Origin of the sequence: Ensifer sp. NPDC090286, from assembly GCF_044769565.1 — a bacterium.
Lineage (GTDB): Bacteria > Pseudomonadota > Alphaproteobacteria > Rhizobiales > Rhizobiaceae > Ensifer.
On sequence record NZ_JBIVYF010000001.1, the window covers coordinates 302754 to 325248 of the forward strand.

At 60.3% G+C, this 22495-nt stretch carries 20 protein-coding genes and 4 tRNA genes; 18 read left to right on the forward strand and 6 right to left on the reverse strand.

Annotated elements, in window-relative coordinates; genetic code table 11:
- Positions 1–72: 72 nt before the first annotated feature.
- Positions 73–1204, forward strand: a protein-coding gene (prfB, locus tag ACIQUG_RS01445; RefSeq protein WP_156134014.1) for a peptide chain release factor 2 whose coding sequence is annotated in 2 segments (ribosomal slippage) — positions 73–141 and positions 143–1204 — 1131 coding nt in all. Because the reading frame shifts where the segments join, the coding sequence is not laid out codon by codon here.
- Between the two features lie 68 nt (positions 1205–1272).
- Here prfB and ACIQUG_RS01450 read toward each other — a convergent pair.
- Together ACIQUG_RS01450 and ACIQUG_RS01455 are read right to left on the reverse strand one after the other, a co-directional pair.
- Complete coding sequence (locus ACIQUG_RS01450) at positions 1273–1761, reverse strand: hypothetical protein (RefSeq protein ID WP_043614167.1); 489 nt, start codon at positions 1759–1761, stop codon at positions 1273–1275.
- A 102-nt stretch (positions 1762–1863) separates the two neighbouring features.
- Positions 1864–2637, reverse strand: a complete 774-nt coding sequence (locus tag ACIQUG_RS01455) for an NAD kinase (RefSeq protein ID WP_402316688.1) — start codon at positions 2635–2637, stop codon at positions 1864–1866.
- 157 nt (positions 2638–2794) lie between these two features.
- Here ACIQUG_RS01455 and ACIQUG_RS01460 point away from each other — a divergent pair.
- A tRNA-Thr gene (locus ACIQUG_RS01460) sits at positions 2795–2870 on the forward strand.
- A 108-nt stretch (positions 2871–2978) separates the two neighbouring features.
- On the opposite strand, the gene ACIQUG_RS01465 is transcribed toward ACIQUG_RS01460, so the two are convergent.
- A complete protein-coding gene (locus ACIQUG_RS01465) occupies positions 2979–3227 on the reverse strand; it encodes a hypothetical protein (protein WP_402316690.1) in 249 nt (82 codons plus the stop codon).
- Positions 3228–3483: 256 nt separating this feature from the next.
- Between ACIQUG_RS01465 and ACIQUG_RS01470 the strand changes: the two genes are divergently transcribed.
- Together ACIQUG_RS01470 and ACIQUG_RS01475 are read left to right on the forward strand one after the other, a co-directional pair.
- On the forward strand, positions 3484–3804 hold the full coding sequence (locus ACIQUG_RS01470; RefSeq protein ID WP_402316693.1) for a hypothetical protein: 321 nt from the start codon (positions 3484–3486) through the stop codon (positions 3802–3804).
- Between the two features lie 40 nt (positions 3805–3844).
- On the forward strand, positions 3845–4006 hold the full coding sequence (locus tag ACIQUG_RS01475; RefSeq protein WP_402316696.1) for a VOC family protein: 162 nt from the start codon (positions 3845–3847) through the stop codon (positions 4004–4006).
- A 24-nt stretch (positions 4007–4030) separates the two neighbouring features.
- Here the strand turns inward: ACIQUG_RS01475 and ACIQUG_RS01480 are convergent, their stop codons facing one another.
- Complete coding sequence (locus tag ACIQUG_RS01480) at positions 4031–4972, reverse strand: LysR family transcriptional regulator (RefSeq protein WP_192447229.1); 942 nt, start codon at positions 4970–4972, stop codon at positions 4031–4033.
- Between the two features lie 137 nt (positions 4973–5109).
- Here ACIQUG_RS01480 and ACIQUG_RS01485 point away from each other — a divergent pair, with 137 nt between their 5' ends.
- Positions 5110–5730, forward strand: a complete 621-nt coding sequence (locus tag ACIQUG_RS01485) for an FMN-dependent NADH-azoreductase (protein WP_205239094.1) — start codon at positions 5110–5112, stop codon at positions 5728–5730.
- 131 nt (positions 5731–5861) lie between these two features.
- A complete protein-coding gene (locus ACIQUG_RS01490) occupies positions 5862–6152 on the forward strand; it encodes a hypothetical protein (protein ID WP_402316700.1) in 291 nt (96 codons plus the stop codon).
- 183 nt (positions 6153–6335) lie between these two features.
- On the opposite strand, the gene ACIQUG_RS01495 is transcribed toward ACIQUG_RS01490, so the two are convergent.
- Entirely contained in the window at positions 6336–7211 is an 876-nt protein-coding gene (locus tag ACIQUG_RS01495; protein WP_043614183.1) for an RNA methyltransferase, read from the reverse strand.
- Between the two features lie 217 nt (positions 7212–7428).
- Here ACIQUG_RS01495 and ACIQUG_RS01500 point away from each other — a divergent pair.
- From ACIQUG_RS01500 to tuf, 3 genes are all read left to right on the forward strand, one after another.
- Positions 7429–7513: transfer RNA gene (locus ACIQUG_RS01500), tRNA-Tyr, on the forward strand.
- 23 nt (positions 7514–7536) lie between these two features.
- A tRNA-Gly gene (locus ACIQUG_RS01505) sits at positions 7537–7610 on the forward strand.
- A 277-nt stretch (positions 7611–7887) separates the two neighbouring features.
- Positions 7888–9063: an elongation factor Tu gene (gene tuf / locus ACIQUG_RS01510; protein WP_034795467.1), complete on the forward strand. Its 1176-nt coding sequence runs from the start codon at positions 7888–7890 to the stop codon at positions 9061–9063.
- A gap of 125 nt (positions 9064–9188) precedes the next feature.
- Here the strand turns inward: tuf and ACIQUG_RS01515 are convergent, their stop codons facing one another.
- Positions 9189–9725: a GrpB family protein gene (locus ACIQUG_RS01515; RefSeq protein ID WP_402316703.1), complete on the reverse strand. Its 537-nt coding sequence runs from the start codon at positions 9723–9725 to the stop codon at positions 9189–9191.
- Between the two features lie 254 nt (positions 9726–9979).
- Between ACIQUG_RS01515 and ACIQUG_RS01520 the strand changes: the two genes are divergently transcribed.
- The 9 genes from ACIQUG_RS01520 (at position 9980) to rpoC (ending at position 22424) form a co-directional block, all read left to right on the forward strand.
- Positions 9980–10055: transfer RNA gene (locus tag ACIQUG_RS01520), tRNA-Trp, on the forward strand.
- Positions 10056–10252: 197 nt separating this feature from the next.
- Positions 10253–10453 carry a preprotein translocase subunit SecE gene (gene secE / locus ACIQUG_RS01525; RefSeq protein WP_034795473.1) on the forward strand — a complete coding sequence of 67 codons (201 nt, stop codon included), beginning with the start codon at positions 10253–10255 and terminating at the stop codon, positions 10451–10453.
- Positions 10454–10469: 16 nt separating this feature from the next.
- Positions 10470–11000, forward strand: a complete 531-nt coding sequence (gene nusG / locus ACIQUG_RS01530) for a transcription termination/antitermination protein NusG (protein WP_034795476.1) — start codon at positions 10470–10472, stop codon at positions 10998–11000.
- Positions 11001–11208: 208 nt separating this feature from the next.
- Positions 11209–11640: a 50S ribosomal protein L11 gene (rplK, locus tag ACIQUG_RS01535; protein ID WP_043626293.1), complete on the forward strand. Its 432-nt coding sequence runs from the start codon at positions 11209–11211 to the stop codon at positions 11638–11640.
- Positions 11641–11644: 4 nt separating this feature from the next.
- Entirely contained in the window at positions 11645–12343 is a 699-nt protein-coding gene (gene rplA / locus ACIQUG_RS01540) for a 50S ribosomal protein L1 (RefSeq protein WP_043626296.1), read from the forward strand.
- Between the two features lie 329 nt (positions 12344–12672).
- Positions 12673–13191: a 50S ribosomal protein L10 gene (rplJ, locus tag ACIQUG_RS01545; RefSeq protein ID WP_034795485.1), complete on the forward strand. Its 519-nt coding sequence runs from the start codon at positions 12673–12675 to the stop codon at positions 13189–13191.
- Between the two features lie 58 nt (positions 13192–13249).
- The gene (gene rplL / locus ACIQUG_RS01550) at positions 13250–13627 is read left to right on the forward strand and encodes a 50S ribosomal protein L7/L12 (RefSeq protein ID WP_034795489.1); all 378 of its coding nucleotides are present in this window, start codon (positions 13250–13252) and stop codon (positions 13625–13627) included.
- Positions 13628–13894: 267 nt separating this feature from the next.
- Positions 13895–18034 carry a DNA-directed RNA polymerase subunit beta gene (gene rpoB, locus ACIQUG_RS01555; protein WP_192447226.1) on the forward strand — a complete coding sequence of 1380 codons (4140 nt, stop codon included), beginning with the start codon at positions 13895–13897 and terminating at the stop codon, positions 18032–18034.
- Between the two features lie 184 nt (positions 18035–18218).
- A complete protein-coding gene (gene rpoC / locus ACIQUG_RS01560; protein ID WP_043626302.1) occupies positions 18219–22424 on the forward strand; it encodes a DNA-directed RNA polymerase subunit beta' in 4206 nt (1401 codons plus the stop codon).
- The last annotated feature ends 71 nt before the right edge of the window (positions 22425–22495 follow it).

A 22495-nucleotide genomic window follows, 5' to 3' on the forward strand; every position in this document is an offset into this window, starting at 1 on the left:
GCCGCCTTTACATCAGCGGCGGGCATCGCTATTTGACGCTCACTTTCCTATCGGTTCACAAGAAGCAGGATCATGCGCAGCGAAATCGAGAATATTGTCGACGAAATCAAGCAGGCCATAAGCCTGCTGAGGAGGCATCTTTGACTGGGATCAGGCGGTAAGACGACTGGACTGGTTGAACAACAAGGCGGAAGATCCGACCCTGTGGAACGATGCTGCGGAAGCGCAGAAGCTGATGCGCGAGCGCCAGCAACTCGACGACGGCATCAATGGCCTTCGTCGTTTCGAGCAGCAGCTCAACGACAACATCGAACTCATCGAACTCGGTGAGGAAGAGGGCGACGCGGCCATCATCGCCGATGCCGAACAGGCGCTGCGCGAACTTCAGGCCGAAGCCGCCAAGAAGCAGGTCGAGGCCATGCTCTCGGGCGAGGCCGACCAGAACGACACCTATCTCGAAGTGCATTCGGGTGCCGGCGGCACCGAGAGCCAGGACTGGGCCAACATGCTTCTGCGCATGTATACCCGCTGGTCCGAGCGCCAGGGATACAAGGTCGAGCTGATGGAAATCCAGGACGGCGAAGAAGCTGGCATCAAGTCTGCGACGTTGCTCGTCAAGGGCCACAATGCCTATGGCTGGCTGAAGACCGAATCGGGCGTACACCGCCTCGTTCGTATTTCGCCCTATGACAGCAATGCCCGCCGTCACACCTCGTTCTCCTCGATCTGGGTCTACCCGGTCGTCGACGATTCGATCCAGATCGACATCAACGAGAGCGACTGCCGCATCGACACCTACCGTTCGTCGGGCGCCGGCGGCCAGCACGTCAACACCACCGACTCGGCTGTGCGCATCACGCATATCCCGTCGGGAATCGTCGTGCAGTGCCAGCAGGAGCGCTCGCAGCACAAGAACCGGGCAAAGGCCTGGGACATGCTGCGCGCCCGTCTCTACGAGGCGGAGTTGAAGAAGCGGGAAGATGCCGCAAACGCCGAAGCCGCGTCGAAGACCGACATCGGCTGGGGCCACCAGATCCGCTCCTACGTCCTGCAGCCTTACCAGCTGGTCAAGGATCTGCGCACCGGCGTCGAAAGCACGGCACCGGGCGACGTTCTCGATGGTGAACTCAACGAGTTCATGGAAGCAGCCCTTGCACACCGCGTTGCCGGTGGCGCGGATGCCGTCGTGGATGATTTGAACTAAGGCTGACAGCGGTCTGCCGAACTGAAATTGAAGAGGGCCGGATGTTCGCATCCGGCCCCTTCTTTTGCTCAGTTGGAAGCGCGCTCGATCTTGATGTCGCCGAGATCGTCGATGAGCACGGTCCAGCTCTCAGGTTCTCTCACCGACGGGTCGGTCTTCAGATAGACGGTCGCAAACATGCCGGGCTGCGCGGTGACGCCGGTCGATGTCTCCGGACGGATGTCGGTGACATAGGCCTTGAGGGCGGAGAATTCTTCGAGTTCCGCCGACGAAATCACCACGGGGCCGGCCGAGGTCGCTTCCACCTGCTGCAGATGGACCTGGGCGGTTCCGTCCGCCTGGCGAAGCGCGATCAGCTTGTAGTAGCCGCGCCGGGCGTCGCCCGGCTTCTCGGCGGCGGCGTTCGGGTCGAGCGACGACAGCGGCTCTCCGCTTTCCTCCCAGTAGCCGGTGCTGGTTACGAAGGTCGCCTCAGGCGGAACGATGTTGGCATCCTGAGCCTTGGCGCCGGTGCTGCTAAAAAACAGGAACAGCGCGAGGAGGGCGGATCTGTGCATTGGGTCGTCGTCCTTAAGGCGGCTGCTCGGTTGCCGTTTTCTGCGGGCCGGCGGAGACCTGGCCGGCAGGATAATACCATAGGTCGCGCGGAGAACGTGCGCTCAGTTCGAAAATTGCTCGGCCAGGATGCGGTCTGACCAGGAATGATCGGGATCCGAAAGGATACGCGCCGTCATGTTTTCCGATTCGGCGATCTTCACCCTGACCACCGACTTTACCTCCTGATGGTCCGCCACCGCGTTCACCGGCCGCTTGTCGGCCTCGAGGATTTCGATCTCGACCGTGACATGGTTCGGCAGGAGCGCACCGCGCCAGCGGCGCGGGCGAAAGGCGCTGACCGGGGTCATCGCCAGAAGCGGGGCCTCGAGCGGCAGGATCGGTCCGTGGGCGGAGAGATTGTAGGCGGTGGAGCCGGCAGGGGTGGCGACCAGCAGCCCGTCGCAGGTCAACTCCTCCAGCCGTGTCTTGCCGTCGATCAGCACGCGAAGCTTTGCTGCCTGGTAGGACTGGCGGAAGAGGTAGACCTCGTTGATCGCAAGTGCCGTGAAGCTCTCGCCATAGACGTCGGTCGTCTGCATCTCCAGCGGATGAAAAGCGTTCTCGACCGCCTGGCAGATCCGGTCCGTCAGGTTATCGGTGCTGTAGCGGTTCATCAGGAAGCCGACCGAGCCACGGTTCATGCCATAGACCAGCTTGCCGCTGTTCATTGTCTGGTGCAGCGTCTGCAGCATGAAGCCGTCGCCGCCAAGCGCGACGATCACATCGGCCTTCGACGGATCATGGTCGCCATAGATCGCCTTGAGATCAGCCGCAGCCTTTTGTGCCTCTTCCGCGGACGAGGCGAGAAAGGCGAAGGAATTGAACGTTCGGGCCATGAAATTCTAGTCCGCTCGATATGTTATGCGCCGCCAGCGGCAATCTTTCTCTCTCGTTTCTGGCATGGCCCGGAACCGAACGCATCTGAAAAATTGGGAGAATTCGCAATTTTGCTTTACACCACATGAGATTATGGTAACTCCCACAAAAGCAAGTGCCCTTATAGCTCAGTTGGTAGAGCGGCTGATTTGTAATCAGTAGGTCGGGAGTTCGAGTCTCTCTGGGGGCACCACTTCATTTCTTCCTCATTGTTTTTTCCGATTTTTTGGCTGCTACCGTGCCGGAATTTGATTGTTCGGAGCGTTGCCGCAGATACGCGCGTCGACGCAAAGCGAGCCCGTCAGTCACGCATCGCAAAGATGGCCATGAACACAGGCGTGCCGATCACAACGCCGACAATCGAAAACAGCGGCCCATAGATCAGCGCGCTCAGCGGTATGCTGGCGGCGCATGCCGCTATGCCATCCACCAGGCAGTTGTACGGCCCGCCCTCGAATATGTCGTAGACCGGCAGGAACAGTCCGGCGACGATCAGGCTGACAAGGAATGCCAGGACGGCGGAGACGATCAGTCTTCCAAGAGTTCTCATACTCCTGAACTATAGGGAATCAGTGGCTTCGGCCACCGCCGATTGTTCCTCCCGTTTTTGATGAGCGGCAGACGAGCATTCCTCGGCTGGTTCTCTTGGAAAGGCCCTGATCATCGAACACGTTCTTTCAGCAGCGACCGAAGCCAGCTTCGCCAAACCCGCAGCGCGGGCGCCGATCGGATGGGCGTGCGTTCTGCTGTGCGGTTTCATCGTTTGGAGCCCTGCCAACGCGCAGGAGGGATCCGATTGGGCGGAGATGAGTTCCGGCGCGACGCAAGTTTCCGGCTTGGGGTCGGTCCGGTATTCCGTGGGATACAGCAACATCGGCTACGACCACTTTCGCTCGGAGGTCGTGGTTGAGTGGCGTGACGGCGCTAAGCGGACGCAGACGATCTACGAAGGCATCTATGACAAGCCGCCTGCAAAGGTCTGGGGTGTTCAAGGCCATCTTTGCGTTTCGATGCAAGCGTGCGCCCGGTATGAGGACACTTGCACGGTGCAGGTGATCGCCTACCGATACGACGCTGGCGCCAAATCCTTTGCCGAGCTTGAAAACGGCGAGCAGTGCAGCCAATGACATGCGGAGCCGACCCTGGTCGGCGGTCAACGTTTGATCGATGAGCGGCTCCACGCATCTTCACTTCGACACGGAAGATGTGGCGGCCGCAACCAGCCATGCACAGGCCCTCGGCGTCGAGATCGTGACGCCGGTGCAGTCCGAGCAATGGTTCACGACCCGCGATCCCGACGGCAATGTGCTGATGATCTGTCGGTGCTGATCGGAAAGCCGCACTGCTGCGGCATCAGATGTCGAAGGACGGCCCCATGCGCACCGGAACCTCGCGGCATTTCTGCAGGGCGTTGAGCAGGTTCTCGGCCAGATAGTCGATCAAGGCTCTTGTCGCCGGCAACATGCCCTGGCGGGACGGGAAGACGAGGTGCACGACGACGTCATTCGACGTCCATTCGGGCAGCACCGGCGCAAGCACGCCGGCGCGGAAGGCGCGCTCGCAGATATGGTCGGGTAAGAGCGCGACCCCCATGCCTTCGATCGCGGCGCGTTCGAGAATCAGGAAGTCGCTGCAGCCGATGATCGGGCGGTGGGTGATTTCCGTCGTGTTGCCGTCGATCGAAACCAGCCGCCAGACGTCGGTCGGGTGCTGTTCGTTCATCGACAGCGTCGCCTGTTGGCTGAGGTTCTCGATCGTGATCTCGCCCGAGCGGGCAAGGAAGGTGGGGCTGGCGGCAAGCCGCTCGCGCACCTCGCCAAACTTGCGGATGATCAGCTGGTTGTCCGTATCGAGCTGGCCGCGGGCGCGCAGCGCCACGTCGACCCGCTCCTCGATCAGGTCGATGCGACGGTTGGTGGCTGTAATCAGCAGCCGGACGCCGGGGTAGCGGCGGTGAAACGCTGGCAGGATATCGGCAAGCATCGGGGTGAAGCCGAGCGGGCAGGCGAGCCGCACCGTGCCCGAAGGTTCGGCGCGCACGGCGGCGATCTCAGCTTCGGCGGCAGCCACTCCGTCGAGAAGGCTCTGGCAATGCTCGTAGAACACCCGGCCGATGTCGGTGACACGCAGCTTGCGGGTCGAGCGCTCAAGCAGCCGCACACCGAGCTGCTCCTCCAGCCGGGCCACATGTTTGCTGAGCTTGGATTTGGGTATATTGAGGTCCCGCGCCGCAGCGCTGAAGCCGTTGTTTCGCACGACGGCGGCAAAAAGCCCGAGGTCGTTCAGATCCTGCATTGTCCTGTCTCCGAAGTGCGGATGATGGATATGATTGTTTCCGTCTGGAAACAGTATGTCAAATATCCGCTGGCTTATCGGGTCATTGTTTTCCCCTCATATGTGGATCACCGCAACGTAAACACAAAGGTGTTCCCATGAACGTTCTTCATATCGACTCCGGTATCCTTGGCGACCACTCGGTTTCCCGCCGTCTGACGGCCGCTCTTGCCGCCCAGGTCAAGGCTGACCGCCCGGATGCCCAGGTGACCTACCGCGATCTCGCTGGCAGCTCGCTGCCGCATCTGACCGGCGCCCAGATCATGGCTCCGGCCGACCTCGAAGGCGTCGACGCCGGTCTTGCTGCGGACGTCAAGCTCGGCCGCGACATGCTGGAAGAATTCCTGGCCGCCGACACCGTCATCATCGGCGCGCCGATGTACAACTTCGGCATTCCGAGCCAGCTGAAGGTCTGGATCGACCGCATCGCCGTCTCCGGCAAGACTTTCCGCTACACGGAGAACGGTCCGGAAGGCCTCGCCAAGGGCAAGAAGGTCATCGTCGCCTCCACCCGTGGCGGCCATTACTCCGCCGGCCCGGCGGCCGTCATGGATCACCAGGAATCCTACCTGAAGACGGTCTTCGGCTTCCTTGGCATTACCGATGTCGAGTTCGTTCGCGCCGAAGGCCTGAACCTCAGCGCCGACTCCAAGCAGTTTGCGATCGCCGAGGCTGAAAAGACCATCTCCGAAGGCAACGTGCTTCGCCTGGCGAGCTAAAAACCAAGTTCAGCGGATCACCGAGGTGATCCGGTGGGAGGGGCGTATGCCCCGCGTGCGGACGGTGCCGGTTGCGTAAGTAGCCGGCATTGTCCGTTTTCGAATATCGATATCTGCTTTATAATGCCCTCATGATGGACGGGCGGACGATCCTTTGGGGCATAACCGCTGCGGTGGTCTTCTTGTTCGCCGCCGAAGCCACGATGGCTGCGCCGCCGGATCACGGCTGCACTTGCCGCAATCGAGACGGTTCCAAATACGAACTTGGGCAGATCGCCTGCCTGCGCGTCGATGGCAACGCCTATCTCGCGCGCTGCGAGATGAACCTCAACGTCACCACCTGGAAGAAATTGCGTGAAGGCTGCCCGACGGCCGGCATGAGCACGCCCGGTCGCCCTGCGCTGCAATCCGTCGGTTTGTGACGGCGCGGCTTGCCGTCTTCTTTCCCGATCTTTCGAAACCGCACGGCATCAGGCTCCGCAATCCTACCGGTGCGGAGATATCCACAGGCACTATTTCGCGTTAAGGCCTCGGCTTTGGAGCCGTCGCGGATGATGTGGCCGCCGGCGCCGTAACGCTGAGGCGGCCAGGAGTGTCCGGCGATGTCAGCGCTTCAGATACTGGCGTGCCGCATACATGGCGATCGCCGCTGCGTTCGATACGTTCAGCGACTTGATCGCGCCAGGCATGTCGAGCCGGGCTAGGTCGTTGACGATCGAGCGGGTCTTCTGCCGGAGCCCCTTGCCCTCGGAGCCGAGAACGAGCGCGATCTTCTCGCCGCTGAACGTTCCTTCCAGCGGCTGCGGTCCTTCCGAATCAAGGCCGATCGTCTGGAAGCCCAGTCGATGCAGTTCCTCGATGGCATCACCAAGGTTGGTGATCTGGATATAGGGGATCATTTCCAGCGCGCCGGAGGCCGATTTGGCGAGCACGCCCGATTCGGTCGGGCTGTGGCGCATGGTGGTGATCAGTGCGCCGGCATCGAAAGCCACGGCGGAGCGCATGACGGCGCCGACATTGTGCGGATCGGTTACCTGGTCGAGCACGAGGATCAGCGGGCAGTCGCGCAGCGCCTCGAGCCGGCGATGCGGCAGCGGGCGCGTTTCGAGCATCACGCCCTGGTGGATCGCGTCGGGACCGAGAATCTTGTCGAGATCCTGTGGCGTCACGGTTTCGACCGGGAAGGGCAGGGCCGAAAGCTCCCCGAGTTCCAGCCTTGCGGCGGCGTTCTGGGTCACGCTGAGGCCAATGATCTGACGCGCCGGATTGTCCAGCGCGGCGCGAACCGTGTGCAGGCCGTAAAGCAGCACTTGCTCTGGGGCGAGCTGCGGCGCTTTCCAGTCGGCTGGGGCCTTGCGGCGCCTGTCCTCTTTCGGGGTTGGAATTTCGCCACGCTCACGCTTGGCGTCGCGGTGCGCGCGCCTCAGGTTTGCGTAATGGGTGTCCTTGGCGCTCTTGTCGCCGGTGCGATCTTTGCTCATTGGCGTCTTATAGAGGGCTTGCCTGTCCGGCGAAATGGTTTTCCGCGTTGGGGGTAATTTTGCGGCTGTGGAGAAAATCGGATTTTTTGCACCGAGCCGTGTTGACAGGACGAAACGAGGCAGTCATATACCCGGCCACAGATCGAGAGCGGCACCGACAAGTCGCTGGTTGTCTCACGATCTCAAATGCTTGGTCGAAAGATCCCGACAGAATAATGGAGGGATGCCCGAGTGGTTAAAGGGGACGGACTGTAAATCCGTTGGCTCAGCCTACGTTGGTTCAAATCCAACTCCCTCCACCATTCTGCTTCTGGATCGAAGGCCCGCGGGTATAGCTCAATGGTAGAGCAGCAGCCTTCCAAGCTGAATACGCGGGTTCGATTCCCGCTACCCGCTCCAATAGCGGTGTCCTCCTTCCTTTTAGATTAATGTAGCAAATAAACATTCGCTGCTAAGCGCTTGAATGTTCTGAGGCTGCAGCGATTCGCGTCACGATGATGCCGAATCTTGTACCGGCGTTGCGCGCTTCTTATATATCGCCAGGAAGAGGCCGTCGGCGGCCGGTCCGGGCGCGCGCAATTAAGTCTTGCGCAAATCCCCTGAAACCCTTAAACGGCTCCACAAACCGGCCCTGCCGGCTGATCATTATTCATACTTGACCACAGGAAACGTACCCATGGCAAAGAGCAAATTTGAGCGCAACAAGCCGCACGTTAACATTGGCACGATTGGCCACGTTGACCATGGCAAGACGTCGCTGACCGCAGCGATCACGAAGTACTTCGGCGAGTTCAAGGCGTACGACCAGATCGACGCCGCTCCGGAAGAAAAGGCCCGTGGTATCACGATTTCGACGGCCCACGTTGAGTATGAGACGCCGAACCGTCACTACGCGCACGTTGACTGCCCCGGCCACGCCGACTACGTCAAGAACATGATCACCGGTGCAGCGCAGATGGACGGCGCGATCCTGGTTTGCTCGGCTGCTGACGGCCCGATGCCGCAGACCCGCGAGCACATCCTGCTTGCTCGTCAGGTTGGCGTTCCGGCAATCGTCGTGTTCCTCAACAAGGTCGACCAGGTTGACGACGCCGAGCTTCTCGAGCTCGTCGAGCTGGAAGTTCGCGAACTTCTGTCGTCCTACGAATTCCCGGGCGACGACATTCCGATCATCAAGGGCTCGGCTCTTGCTGCTCTGGAAGATTCGGACAAGAAGATCGGCGAAGACGCGATCCGCGAGCTGATGGCTGCTGTTGACGCCTACATCCCGACGCCTGAGCGTCCGATCGACCAGCCGTTCCTGATGCCGATCGAAGACGTGTTCTCGATCTCGGGCCGTGGTACGGTTGTGACCGGTCGCGTCGAGCGCGGCATCGTCAAGGTTGGCGAAGAAGTCGAAATCGTCGGCATCCGCGACACGTCGAAGACGACGGTTACGGGCGTTGAAATGTTCCGCAAGCTGCTCGACCAGGGCCAGGCTGGCGACAACATCGGCGCGCTGATCCGTGGTGTTAACCGTGACGGCGTTGAGCGTGGCCAGATCCTGTGCAAGCCGGGTTCGGTCAAGCCGCACAAGAAGTTCATGGCCGAAGCCTACATCCTGACGAAGGAAGAAGGCGGCCGTCATACGCCGTTCTTCACCAACTACCGTCCGCAGTTCTACTTCCGCACGACGGACGTGACGGGCATCGTCACGCTGCCGGAAGGCACGGAAATGGTTATGCCGGGCGACAACGTCACGGTTGCCGTTGAGCTGATCGTTCCGATCGCGATGGAAGAAAAGCTGCGCTTCGCTATCCGCGAAGGCGGCCGTACCGTCGGCGCCGGCATCGTTGCCTCGATCGTCGAGTAACGATCGAAAGGCGATGCCGTAAACTGCCGACGGCAGCAAAAAAAGGTGCAAATGGCGCGCAAGCGCGATTTGCACACGGCGCCGGCATCGTTGCCTCGATCGTCGAGTAATCTGCTGATTAAATCTCAGTAGGAAGGCCCCGCCGGCGACGGCGGGGCCTTTTTCGTTGAGCAAGTCGCCAGTACTGCTTCGATGAAGGCGCGCTTGCCGTTGGTGTAGATATCCCAATCGCCCCCAGCCTTGCTCGCGAGCTGCCTTTTCAGCGTCTCGTAGCGGCGGGCGAGATCTGGGTTCTCCCGGAGCGCATCGCGAAAGAGCATGCGCTCCGCATGGGCGGCGTTGTCGTCTCCACAGAGATAGAGCCGCGTACCATAGGGGAGCGTTGCCGCCGTAAACGTCCGCAAGCCGTTTGCGTGCGGATCGCCGTGACAGGCGTAGCCGGCCTTGCTGAGGCGCGCGCTGAGCCCCGGCAGTGCCCCTGGGTCCGTGATCACCGCATCGATATCGATTTTCGGCTTCGCAGCCATTCCCGGTATCGCCGTACTGCCGATGTGATGGATCTCGCGGACGAAAGGCGAGAGCAGGGCGGTGATGAAACGCGCCTGCTCGTCAAAGAGCGACGGCCAGAGGGGATCATATTCGACCAGCGTGATGCGCGACATGCGAATCGATTCCGATGAGGGGCGCTGCTAGCAGCATAGCGAATGCCGGACTTGCCACGACCATTTCTGAGTGGCGCGGCAATGACTTGCCTTTCATTGTTGGGCGCTCCGACCGGTAGGGCAGGGGATAGATGCAATTGAATGAGGATTTTTTTGCTTCTTCGGTGAAAGGCGCTTGTCATCCTCCGGCAAACTGAATATGAAGCCGCTGACTTGAGGCGGCGACACGTTGTTGAACGCGCACGCAGCCGAATAGGGGTATAGCTCAGTTGGTAGAGCGGCGGTCTCCAAAACCGCAGGTCGGGGGTTCGAGCCCCTCTGCCCCTGCCATTCTCTCCAGGCTTGCATAAGCGCTGAGGGTCCGGCAGAGTAAGTTTAAGGATCGGTTAGCCGATCGACGAAATTCACAGAAAAGACTGATTGGCTCTTGTGGTTTTCAGAATCGGTCTTTATGTAGGGTCCAAACAGACACGCGGTGCGTGGGGCTGAATCATCGGCTTTACGCGCCGTAATGGCGTGAGCATTACATGGCATCCAAAACGAATCCGGTAACGTTTCTGCAGCAGGTTCGCTCTGAGACGTCGAAAGTGACCTGGCCCTCTCGGCGTGAGACGATGATCTCGACGCTGATGGTCTTTGTCATGGTCTTTTTTGCCGCTGCCTTCTTCTTTGCTGCGGACCAGTTGATGGGTTGGGCGATCGGCCTCATCCTCAACGTTGGCGCTTGATTGGGTGGAGGCTAGTATGGCTGCGCGCTGGTACATTGTTCACGCCTATTCGAACTTCGAAAAGAAGGTCGCTGAATCGATCGAGGAAAAGGCCAAGCAGAAGGGTCTCGAACATCTGTTCGAGAAGATTCTCGTGCCGACCGAGAAGGTTGTCGAAGTGCGTCGTGGCCGCAAGGTCGACGCCGAGCGCAAGTTCTTCCCGGGCTACGTTCTGGTTCGCGCCAATCTGACGGACGAGGCATTCCACCTCATCAAGAACACGCCGAAGGTAACCGGCTTCCTCGGTACCGACAGCAAGCCCGTTCCGATTCCGGACCATGAAGCCGAGCGCATCCTCGGTCAGGTCCAGGATGGTGTCGAGCGTCCGAAGCCTTCGGTCTCGTTCGAGATCGGCGAACAGGTTCGCGTTTCGGATGGTCCGTTCGCTTCGTTCAACGGCGTCGTTCAGGATGTCGACGAAGAGCGTTCGCGCCTCAAGGTCGAAGTTTCGATTTTTGGTCGCGCGACCCCGGTCGAGCTGGAATACGGTCAGGTCGAGAAGGTCTGATAAGGCCTTAAAAGGATAGGGTGGGTTTCGGCCCATTCTGGCGGAGAAATCCGCATGCGCGTGGAAGGATGCCGGCCTTAGCCGGGTCGGATGTTCCGCACCACGCAACCGCAGCCGCCGATCCCCGTGATCGGCACAAGTCGGGAAACCGGCGCAATTGATCCTCGGTGCGATCCGTCGCAAGGGGATTTCAGAAAGGCAGAGAGAAATGGCTAAGAAAGTTGCAGGCCAGCTCAAGCTGCAGGTGAAGGCTGGGTCGGCCAATCCGTCCCCGCCGATCGGTCCTGCGCTTGGTCAGCGTGGCATTAACATCATGGAATTCTGCAAGGCGTTCAATGCCGCCACGCAGGAAATGGAAAAGGGTATGCCGATCCCGGTCGTCATCACCTATTACCAGGACAAGTCCTTCACCTTCGTCATGAAGCAGCCGCCGGTCAGCTACTTCCTGAAGAAGGAAGCGAAGATCCAGTCCGGTTCGAAGACCCCCGGTAAGGGCGGTTCGGCCGGCAAGCTCACCAAGGCTCAGATCAAGTCGATCGCCGAAGCCAAGATGAAGGATCTCAATGCTGCCGATATCGAAGGCGCAATGGCCATGATCGAGGGCTCTGCCCGCGCTATGGGCCTGGAAGTGGTAGGCTAAGACCATGGCGAAGATTGCAAAGCGAGTACAGAAGTCCCGCGAGGGCGTTGACCCGACGAAGATCTACGGTCTCACCGAAGCCGTCTCGATGGTCAAGGAACGCGCAACTGCCAAGTTCGACGAAACCATCGAAGTTGCGATGAACCTCGGCGTTGACCCGCGCCACGCTGACCAGATGGTCCGCGGCGTTGTCAACCTGCCGAACGGTACCGGCCGCTCGGTTCGCGTCGCCGTTTTCGCACGTGGCGCCAAGGCTGATGAAGCCAAGGCTGCTGGTGCTGACGTCGTTGGCGCAGAAGAGCTCGTCGAAATCGTCCAGGGCGGCAAGATCGATTTCGATCGTTGCATCGCCACCCCGGACATGATGCCGCTCGTCGGCCGCCTCGGTAAGGTTCTCGGCCCGCGTGGCATGATGCCGAACCCGAAGGTCGGCACGGTTACGATGGATGTCGCTGGTGCCGTCAAGGCTTCCAAGGGCGGCGCCGTTGAATTCCGCGTCGAGAAGGCTGGTATCGTTCACGCTGGCATCGGCAAGGCGTCCTTCGACGCCAAGGCACTGGAAGAAAACATCCGTGCTTTTGCTGACGCTGTCGTCAAGGCGAAGCCGACCGGCGCCAAGGGCAACTACGTCAAGCGCGTCGCGATTTCGTCGACCATGGGCCCGGGTCTCAAGATCGACCCCGCCACGCTCAGCGTCGCCTAATGAATTTCGGGCTTCGGCCCGAGACTGAATTCCCGGCCTTTCGGGGCCGGGAATCCGGACGTCAAGTCCGGAACTCCTGTCCGAGATTGCGGGTGGTTATACCTTAATCACTTCGGCCTGCATGAGACGGGTAAGATCTGAATTTCACTATGGCGCCGGAGGCGTCGAAATTCGGTTCGAACCTCGCTTGCCTTGTGTCAGACCCGGCTCTTCCGGGAACGCCAAGGGACAGGATCCTTAAGCGTTATCAGGGATCGAGCAGATCTCGGGTGACAAAGGCAAACCCGATGGGGCTGCATTATTGCAACCCTGTCTACTGGAGACAGACAGTGGAAAGAGCGGAAAAACGCGAATTCGTCACGGAGCTGAACGAAGTCTTCAAGGCTTCCGGTTCGGTTGTCGTGGCCCACTATGCTGGTGTCACAGTTGCGCAGATGAACGACTTCCGTTCGAAGATGCGCGCTGCTGGCGGCACCGTCAAAGTCGCGAAAAACCGCCTGGCCAAGATCGCTCTTCAGGGCACCGAGTCGGAAGGGATGACCAATCTCTTCAAGGGTCAGACGCTGATCGCATACAGCGAAGACCCGATCACGGCTCCTAAGGTTGTCATGGATTTCGCCAAGACCAACGACAAGCTCGTTGTTCTCGGTGGCGCCATGGGCACGACCACGCTCAACGCCGAAGCAGTCAAGTCGCTTGCGACCCTGCCTTCGCTCGACGAGCTGCGCGCAAAGCTGCTGGGCCTTCTCAATGCCCCGGCAACCCGCGTCGCAACGGTTGTTCAGGCACCGGCAAGCCAGCTTGCTCGCGTGTTCTCGGCCTATGCCAAGAAGGACGAAGCCGCCTAAGGCGGATTTTCGCTGCTCTATTTAAAACCAGTTCGAACCGAACAAAAGGAAAAGTAAAATGGCTGATCTCGCAAAGATCGTTGAAGACCTCTCCTCGCTGACCGTTCTGGAAGCTGCTGAGCTTTCCAAGCTGCTCGAAGAGAAGTGGGGCGTTTCGGCTGCTGCTCCGGTAGCTGTCGCTGCTGCTGGCGGCGCTGCTGCTCCGGCTGCTGCTGAAGAAGAAAAGACCGAGTTTGACGTTATCCTCGTTGACGCTGGCGCCAACAAGATCAACGTCATCAAGGAAGTTCGCGGCATCACCGGCCTCGGCCTCAAGGAAGCCAAGGACCTGGTCGAAGGCGCTCCGAAGCCGGTTAAGGAAGCAGTTTCCAAGGCTGAAGCTGCTGACCTCAAGAAGAAGCTCGAAGACGCTGGCGCCAAGGTTGACGTCAAGTAATTCGGCTACATGCAAGGGGAGGTGGCCTTTTCAGGCCGCCTCTCTTTGACCGTTTTTAGAACATATTACCCAAAAGCCTGTCGAAAAACGGCTTTTGGGTAATGGGTTCTTCAAGAGGATGGTCTCGAACGGAAGGCAGCACAGCAATCCGCGCTGAGCGTTTTTCGTTGGTTGGACGAGATTGAACTACTCATTGATTGACGGGGTCGACTGGCCATCGGTTCCCGTCCGTTGCAGGCCCGGATGCAAGATTGACAAGGAGCGACGATGGCTCAGACCCTTTCGTTTAACGGTCGCAGGCGCGTACGCAAGTTTTTTGGTAAAATTCCAGAAGTCGCAGAAATGCCGAACCTCATCGAGGTTCAAAAGGCATCCTACGACCAGTTTCTGATGGTTGAAGAGCCCAAGGGCGGTCGCCCTGATGAAGGGCTTCAAGCCGTTTTCAAGTCGGTGTTCCCGATCAAGGATTTCTCGGGCGCATCGATGCTTGAATTCGTTTCGTACGAATTCGAGCCGCCGAAGTTCGACGTCGAAGAATGCCGTCAGCGCGATCTGACCTACGCAGCGCCGCTCAAGGTGACGCTGCGCCTCATCGTGTTCGATATCGACGAGGATACCGGCGCAAAGTCGATCAAGGACATCAAGGAACAGAACGTCTACATGGGCGACATGCCGCTCATGACCGACAACGGTACCTTCATCGTCAACGGCACCGAGCGCGTCATCGTTTCGCAGATGCACCGTTCGCCGGGCGTGTTCTTCGACCACGACAAGGGCAAGAGCCACTCGTCGGGCAAGCTGCTCTTTGCAGCCCGCGTCATTCCGTACCGCGGTTCCTGGCTCGACATCGAGTTCGACGCCAAGGACATCGTTCACGCCCGTATCGACCGCCGCCGCAAGATTCCGGTGACGTCGCTGCTGATGGCGCTCGGCATGGACGGCGAGGAAATCCTCGACACCTTCTACACGAAGTCGCTCTACCAGCGCGACGGCGAAGGTTGGCGCGTGCCTTTCCAGCCGGATGCGCTGAAGGGCCAGAAGACGCTCGCCGACATGATCGACGCCGACACCGGCGAAGTCGTTGTCGAATCCGGCAAGAAGCTGACCCCGCGTCTGCTTCGCCAGTTGCAGGAAAAGGGCCTGAAGGCGCTCAAGGCGACCAACGACGACCTCTACGGCAACTACCTTGCCGAAGACGTCGTCAACTTCAGCACCGGTGAAATCTACCTCGAAGCCGGCGACGAGATCGACGAGAAGACCCTTCCGGTCATCCTCTCGGCCGGTTTCGACGAGATCCCGGTTCTCGACATCGACCACATCAATGTCGGCGCCTACATCCGCAACACGCTGACCGTCGACAAGAACGAGAACCGTCAGGACGCTCTGTTCGACATCTACCGCGTCATGCGTCCGGGTGAACCGCCGACCATGGATTCCGCGGAAGCCATGTTCAACACGCTGTTCTTCGATGCCGAGCGTTACGACCTCTCGGCCGTCGGCCGCGTCAAGATGAACATGCGCCTCGACCTCGAAGTCGCCGACACCGTGCGCATCCTGCGCAAGGAAGACATCCTGGCCGTGGTCAAGATGCTCGTCGAGCTGCGTGACGGCAAGGGCGAGATCGACGACATCGACAACCTCGGCAACCGCCGTGTTCGTTCGGTCGGCGAGCTCATGGAGAACCAGTACCGTCTCGGTCTGCTCCGCATGGAGCGCGCGATCAAGGAACGTATGTCCTCGATCGAAATCGACACGGTCATGCCGCAGGACCTGATCAACGCGAAGCCGGCTGCTGCCGCCGTTCGCGAGTTCTTCGGCTCCTCGCAGCTGTCGCAGTTCATGGACCAGGTGAACCCGCTTTCGGAAATCACCCACAAGCGCCGTCTTTCGGCTCTTGGCCCGGGTGGTCTGACCCGCGAGCGCGCCGGCTTCGAAGTCCGCGACGTTCATCCGACCCACTACGGCCGTATTTGCCCGATCGAAACGCCGGAAGGCCCGAACATCGGTCTGATCAACTCGCTTGCAACCTTTGCCCGCGTCAACAAGTACGGCTTCATCGAAAGCCCGTACCGCAAGATCGTTGACGGCAAGGTGACGAACGACGTCGTCTATCTCTCCGCAATGGAAGAGGCGAAGTACCACGTTGCCCAGGCAAACTCGATTCTCGAGAACGACGGTTCGTTCGCTGAAGAGTTCGTTGTTTGCCGTCACGCCGGCGAAGTTATGCTGGCGCCGCGCGACAACATCAACCTGATGGACGTTTCGCCGAAGCAGCTCGTTTCGGTCGCAGCGGCGCTCATCCCGTTCCTTGAGAACGACGACGCCAACCGCGCACTGATGGGCTCGAACATGCAGCGTCAGGCCGTGCCGCTGCTGCGTGCCGAAGCACCGTTCGTAGGTACCGGCATGGAGCCGGTCGTTGCCCGCGACTCCGGCGCAGCAATTGCTGCCCGTCGTGGCGGTGTCGTCGACCAGGTTGACGCGACCCGTATCGTTATCCGCGCCACCGAAGACCTCGATCCGTCGAAGTCGGGCGTCGATATCTATCGTCTGCAGAAGTTCCAGCGTTCGAACCAGAACACCTGCGTCAACCAGCGCCCGCTGGTCACCGTCGGTGACATCCTGAACAAGGGCGACATCATCGCTGACGGTCCGTCGACCGACCTCGGTGACCTGGCTCTCGGCCGCAACGCGCTCGTCGCGTTCATGCCGTGGAACGGCTACAACTACGAAGACTCGATCCTGCTCTCCGAGCGGATCGTGCGCGACGACGTGTTCACCTCCATCCACATCGAAGAATTCGAAGTGATGGCGCGTGACACCAAGCTGGGTCCGGAAGAAATCACCCGCGACATTCCGAACGTTTCGGAAGAAGCGCTGCGCAACCTCGACGAAGCCGGTATCGTTTATATCGGTGCTGAGGTTCAGCCGGGTGACATCCTCGTCGGCAAGATCACGCCGAAGGGCGAAAGCCCGATGACGCCGGAAGAAAAGCTTCTGCGCGCCATCTTCGGTGAGAAGGCTTCCGACGTTCGCGATACCTCGATGCGCATGCCCCCGGGCACCTTCGGTACCGTCGTCGAAGTTCGCGTCTTCAACCGCCACGGCGTTGAGAAGGACGAGCGCGCGATGGCGATCGAGCGCGAGGAAATCGAACGCCTCGCCAAGGACCGTGACGACGAACAGGCGATCCTGGACCGCAACGTCTATGCCCGCCTCGTCGACATGCTGCGTGGCCACACGGCCGTTGCCGGCCCGAAGGGCTTCAAGAAGGGCACCGAGCTTTCGAACCTCGTCGTCAGCGAGTACCCCCGCTCGCAGTGGTGGATGTTCGCCGTCGAAGACGAAAAGGCTCAGGGCGAGATCGAAGCTCTGCGCGCCCAGTACGATGAATCCAAGTCGCGCCTTGAACAGCGCTTCATGGACAAGGTCGAGAAGGTCCAGCGCGGCGACGAAATGCCTCCGGGCGTCATGAAGATGGTCAAGGTCTTCGTCGCTGTGAAGCGCAAGATCCAGCCGGGCGACAAGATGGCCGGCCGTCACGGCAACAAGGGTGTCGTGTCGCGTATCGTGCCGATCGAAGACATGCCGTTCCTGGAAGACGGCACGCATGTCGACGTCGTTCTGAACCCGCTCGGCGTGCCTTCGCGCATGAACGTCGGCCAGATCCTCGAAACCCACCTGGGCTGGGCTTGCGCCGGCATGGGTCAGAAGATTGGCGCGATGCTCGACGCCTACAAGGCAGGTGCCGATATCCAGCCGCTGCGCGACACCATCGACAGCGTCATCGGGTCGGGCCCGAAGGGTGAGCCGATCAAGCAGTACGACGACGAGTCGATCGTGCGCCTGGCCGAGCAGACCCGTCGCGGCGTCTCGATCGCAACGCCGGTCTTCGACGGTGCTGTCGAAGCCGACGTCAACGAGATGCTGGAGCAGGCAGGTCTGAAGGTGACCGGCCAGTCGACGCTCTATGACGGCCGTACCGGCGATCAGTTCGACCGCCAGGTGACCGTGGGCTACATCTACATGCTGAAGCTCAACCACCTGGTCGACGACAAGATCCACGCCCGTTCGATCGGTCCGTACTCGCTCGTCACCCAGCAGCCGCTCGGTGGTAAGGCGCAGTTCGGCGGTCAGCGCTTCGGGGAAATGGAGGTCTGGGCGCTCGAAGCGTACGGCGCCGCCTACACCCTGCAGGAAATGCTGACGGTCAAGTCGGACGACGTTGCTGGTCGTACCAAGGTCTACGAAGCGATCGTCCGTGGCGACGACACCTTCGAAGCGGGCATTCCGGAGAGCTTCAACGTTCTTGTCAAGGAAATGCGCTCGCTGGGCCTTTCGGTCGAGCTCGAAAACTCGAAGGTCGACGAGGCTGGCGCGGCGCAACTGCCCGACGCAGCCGAGTAAAGAGACCCAAGGTGCGTGCCGCCAATGCGGCGCGCACCGTTTCCGCCGGGAGACGCTGACGTCTCCGGCAGGAACGAAGCCGCAGCCAATGCGGTTTTAGCTGTTTATGGGGCAGGGGCCGGCGCCCGGGATTTGTCGGCACCCTCGCCAAGCTCAGGGCGTAAAGCCCGTAAAGGAGACAGGCATGAACCAAGAGGTCATGAATCTTTTCAATCCGCAGGTGCCTGCACAGACCTTCGATTCCATCCGGATTTCGATCGCCTCGCCGGAGAAGATTCTTTCCTGGTCTTACGGTGAGATCAAGAAGCCGGAGACGATCAACTACCGCACGTTCAAGCCGGAACGCGACGGTCTGTTCTGCGCGCGCATCTTTGGACCGATCAAGGACTACGAGTGCCTGTGCGGCAAGTACAAGCGCATGAAGTACAAGGGCATCATCTGCGAAAAGTGCGGCGTCGAAGTGACGCTGTCGCGCGTTCGCCGTGAGCGCATGGGCCACATCGAGCTCGCCGCTCCCGTTGCCCACATCTGGTTCCTGAAGTCGCTGCCGAGCCGCATTTCGACGCTGCTCGACATGACGCTGAAGGATGTCGAGCGCGTTCTGTACTTCGAAAACTACATCGTCACCGAGCCGGGTCTGACGTCGCTGAAGGAAAACCAGCTCCTCAGCGAAGAAGACTACATGCTCGCCGTCGACGAATTCGGCGAAGACCAGTTCACCGCCATGATCGGCGCCGAAGCGATCTATGAAATGCTCGCTTCGATGAACCTGGAAAAGATCGCCGGCGACCTGCGCGCCGAGCTCGCTGAGACGACCTCGGATCTGAAGCAGAAGAAGCTGATGAAGCGGCTGAAGATCGTCGAGAACTTCATGGATTCCGGCAACCGCCCGGAATGGATGATCATGAAGGTCGTTCCGGTGATCCCGCCGGATCTGCGTCCGCTGGTTCCGCTCGACGGCGGCCGTTTCGCGACGTCGGATCTGAACGATCTCTATCGCCGCGTCATCAACCGTAACAACCGTCTGAAGCGCCTGATCGAACTGCGCGCTCCGGGCATCATCATCCGCAACGAAAAGCGCATGCTGCAGGAATCTGTCGATGCGCTGTTCGACAACGGCCGTCGTGGCCGCGTCATCACCGGCGCCAACAAGCGTCCGCTGAAGTCGCTGTCCGACATGCTCAAGGGCAAGCAGGGCCGCTTCCGTCAGAACCTGCTCGGCAAGCGCGTCGACTATTCCGGCCGTTCGGTCATCGTGACCGGTCCGGAACTGAAGCTGCACCAGTGCGGCCTGCCGAAGAAGATGGCGCTTGAGCTGTTCAAGCCGTTCATCTATGCGCGTCTTGACGCCAAGGGCTTCTCGTCCACCGTCAAGCAGGCCAAGAAGCTCGTCGAAAAGGAAAAGCCGGAAGTCTGGGATATCCTCGACGAGGTCATCCGCGAGCACCCGGTTCTCCTGAACCGTGCGCCGACGCTGCACCGCCTGGGCATCCAGGCCTTCGAACCGACCCTGGTCGAAGGCAAGGCGATCCAGCTGCACCCGCTCGTCTGCACGGCCTTCAACGCCGATTTCGACGGCGACCAGATGGCCGTTCACGTGCCGCTGTCGCTCGAAGCTCAGCTCGAAGCCCGCGTGCTGATGATGTCGACGAACAACATCCTGCACCCGGCAAACGGCGCACCGATCATCGTTCCGTCGCAGGACATGGTTCTCGGTCTCTACTACTTGTCGATCCTGAACCAGAACGAGCCGGGCGAAGGCATGGCGTTCTCGGACATGGGCGAGCTGCACCACGCGCTCGAAACCAAGGCCGTGACGCTGCACGCCAAGATCCGTGGCCGCTTCAAGACCGTCGACGCCGAGGGCAACCCGGTTTCGAAGATCTATGAAACCACGCCTGGCCGTATGATCATCGGCGAGCTGCTGCCGCGCAACGTCAACGTGCCGTTCGACACCTGCAACCAGGAAATGACCAAGAAGAACATCTCCAAGATGATCGACACGGTCTACCGCCATTGCGGCCAGAAGGACACGGTCATCTTCTGCGACCGCATCATGCAGCTCGGCTTCGCCCATGCTTGCCGCGCCGGCATTTCGTTCGGCAAGGACGACATGGTCATTCCGGACACCAAGGTGAAGATCGTCGGCGACACTGAAGCGCTCGTGAAGGAATACGAGCAGCAGTACAACGACGGCCTCATCACCCAGGGCGAAAAGTACAACAAGGTTGTCGACGCCTGGGGCAAAGCGACCGAAAAGGTCGCCGAAGAAATGATGGCCCGCATCAAGGCGGTCGAGTTCGACGACAATGGTCGCCAGAAGCCGATGAACTCGATCTACATGATGTCGCACTCGGGTGCTCGTGGTTCTCCGAACCAGATGCGCCAGCTGGGCGGCATGCGCGGCCTCATGGCCAAGCCGTCGGGTGAAATCATCGAGACGCCGATCATCTCGAACTTCAAGGAAGGCCTGACCGTTAACGAGTACTTCAACTCGACCCACGGTGCCCGTAAGGGTCTGGCAGACACCGCCTTGAAGACCGCGAACTCCGGTTACCTGACCCGTCGTCTCGTCGACGTCGCGCAGGATTGCATCGTCAACTCCGTCGATTGCGGCACCGACAAGGGCCTCACCATGACGGCGATCGTCGATGCCGGTCAGGTCGTGGCTTCGCTTGGCGCTCGTATTCTCGGCCGTACGGCTCTGGACGACATCGATCACCCGGTCACGGGCGCTCGCATCGTCGACGCCGGCCGGATGATCCTTGAACCGGATGTCATCGAGATCGAAAAGGCTGGCATTCAGTCGATCCGTATCCGCTCGGCGCTGACCTGCGAAATCCAGACGGGCGTTTGCGGCGTCTGCTACGGCCGCGACCTGGCTCGTGGTACGCCGGTCAACATGGGCGAAGCGGTTGGCGTTATCGCCGCACAGTCGATCGGTGAACCGGGCACCCAGCTCACCATGCGTACCTTTCACTTGGGTGGTACGGCGACCGTGGTCGACCAGTCGTTCCTGGAAGCGTCCTACGAAGGTACGGTTCAGATCAAGAACCGCAACATGCTGCGCAACTCTGACGGCGTTCTCGTCGCCATGGGTCGTAACATGGCCGTCCAGATCCTGGATGAACGTGGCGTCGAGCGCTCTTCGCAGCGCGTCGCCTACGGTTCGAAGATCCTCGTCGACGATGGCGACAAGGTGAAGCGCGGTCAGCGTCTCGCCGAATGGGACCCCTACACCCGTCCGATGATGACGGAAGTGGAAGGTACCGTTCACTTCGAAGACGTCGTCGACGGCATCTCGGTTCTGGAAGCGACCGACGAGTCCACCGGCATCACCAAGCGTCAGGTTATCGATTGGCGTTCGACGCCGCGCGGTACCGACCTGAAGCCGGCGATCGTCATCAAGGACAAGAACGGCGCAGTCATGAAGCTGTCGCGCGGTGGCGACGCCCGCTTCATGCTTTCGGTCGACGCCATTCTGTCGGTTGAGCCGGGCACGAAGGTTTCGCAGGGTGACGTGCTCGCACGTTCGCCGCTCGAAAGCGCCAAGACCAAGGACATCACCGGTGGTCTGCCGCGCGTTGCCGAACTGTTCGAAGCACGTCGTCCGAAGGACCATGCCATCATCGCTGAGATCGATGGTACGATCCGTTTCGGCCGCGACTACAAGAACAAGCGTCGCGTTCTGATCGAGCCTGCGGAAGACGGTGTCGAGCCGGTCGAATACCTGATCCCGAAGGGCAAGCCCTTCCATCTTCAGGATGGCGACTACATCGAAAAGGGCGACTACATCCTCGACGGCAACCCGGCGCCGCACGACATCCTGGCGATCAAGGGCGTGGAAGCACTTGCTTCCTACCTGGTCAACGAAATCCAGGAAGTTTACCGACTGCAGGGCGTTGTCATCAACGACAAGCACATCGAGGTGATCGTCCGTCAGATGCTGCAGAAGGTTGAAATCACCGACGCCGGTGACTCGACCTACATCGTCGGCGACAACGTCGACCGCATCGAGCTCGAAGACGTCAACGACGGCCTGATCGAACAGGGCAAGAAGCCGGCTTACGGCGATCCGGTCCTGCTCGGCATCACCAAGGCCTCGCTGCAGACGCCGTCGTTCATCTCGGCAGCGTCGTTCCAGGAGACCACGAAGGTCCTCACGGAAGCCGCAATCGCCGGCAAGACCGACGGCCTGCAGGGTCTGAAGGAAAACGTCATCGTCGGCCGTCTGATCCCGGCCGGTACCGGTGGCACGATGACCCAGATCCGTCGCATCGCAACCGCACGCGACGAAATGATCCTGGAAGAGCGTCGTCGTGGCACGGGTGCGGATGTCGCAACGCCGATGCTCGCCGATCTCGCCAACGAGAACGCGGCAGCCGAGTAATCGGGGAGGGCGGTCTCGCCCTCTTGATCCCCAAAAAAGAAGCCGCCGGGAGCAATCCCGGCGGCTTCTTC

Excerpts from the sequence above, each read along its gene's own strand:
- secE (WP_034795473.1), top strand. The coding sequence starts at position 10,253 with ATGGCATCCAAAACGAATCCGGTAACGTTTCTGCAGCAGGTTCGCTCT.
- rplL (WP_034795489.1), top strand. The coding sequence starts at position 13,250 with ATGGCTGATCTCGCAAAGATCGTTGAAGACCTCTCCTCGCTGACCGTT.
- ACIQUG_RS01490 (WP_402316700.1), top strand. The coding sequence starts at position 5,862 with ATGATGGACGGGCGGACGATCCTTTGGGGCATAACCGCTGCGGTGGTC.
- ACIQUG_RS01450 (WP_043614167.1), bottom strand. The coding sequence starts at position 1,761 with ATGCACAGATCCGCCCTCCTCGCGCTGTTCCTGTTTTTTAGCAGCACC.
- ACIQUG_RS01455 (WP_402316688.1), bottom strand. The coding sequence starts at position 2,637 with ATGGCCCGAACGTTCAATTCCTTCGCCTTTCTCGCCTCGTCCGCGGAA.
- ACIQUG_RS01465 (WP_402316690.1), bottom strand. The coding sequence starts at position 3,227 with ATGAGAACTCTTGGAAGACTGATCGTCTCCGCCGTCCTGGCATTCCTT.
- ACIQUG_RS01470 (WP_402316693.1), top strand. The coding sequence starts at position 3,484 with ATGAGTTCCGGCGCGACGCAAGTTTCCGGCTTGGGGTCGGTCCGGTAT.
- ACIQUG_RS01495 (WP_043614183.1), bottom strand. The coding sequence starts at position 7,211 with ATGAGCAAAGATCGCACCGGCGACAAGAGCGCCAAGGACACCCATTAC.
- ACIQUG_RS01480 (WP_192447229.1), bottom strand. The coding sequence starts at position 4,972 with ATGCAGGATCTGAACGACCTCGGGCTTTTTGCCGCCGTCGTGCGAAAC.
- rplK (WP_043626293.1), top strand. The coding sequence starts at position 11,209 with ATGGCTAAGAAAGTTGCAGGCCAGCTCAAGCTGCAGGTGAAGGCTGGG.
- nusG (WP_034795476.1), top strand. The coding sequence starts at position 10,470 with ATGGCTGCGCGCTGGTACATTGTTCACGCCTATTCGAACTTCGAAAAG.
- ACIQUG_RS01485 (WP_205239094.1), top strand. The coding sequence starts at position 5,110 with ATGAACGTTCTTCATATCGACTCCGGTATCCTTGGCGACCACTCGGTT.
- ACIQUG_RS01475 (WP_402316696.1), top strand. The coding sequence starts at position 3,845 with ATGAGCGGCTCCACGCATCTTCACTTCGACACGGAAGATGTGGCGGCC.
- ACIQUG_RS01515 (WP_402316703.1), bottom strand. The coding sequence starts at position 9,725 with ATGTCGCGCATCACGCTGGTCGAATATGATCCCCTCTGGCCGTCGCTC.
- rpoC (WP_043626302.1), top strand. The coding sequence starts at position 18,219 with ATGAACCAAGAGGTCATGAATCTTTTCAATCCGCAGGTGCCTGCACAG.
- tuf (WP_034795467.1), top strand. The coding sequence starts at position 7,888 with ATGGCAAAGAGCAAATTTGAGCGCAACAAGCCGCACGTTAACATTGGC.
- rpoB (WP_192447226.1), top strand. The coding sequence starts at position 13,895 with ATGGCTCAGACCCTTTCGTTTAACGGTCGCAGGCGCGTACGCAAGTTT.
- rplA (WP_043626296.1), top strand. The coding sequence starts at position 11,645 with ATGGCGAAGATTGCAAAGCGAGTACAGAAGTCCCGCGAGGGCGTTGAC.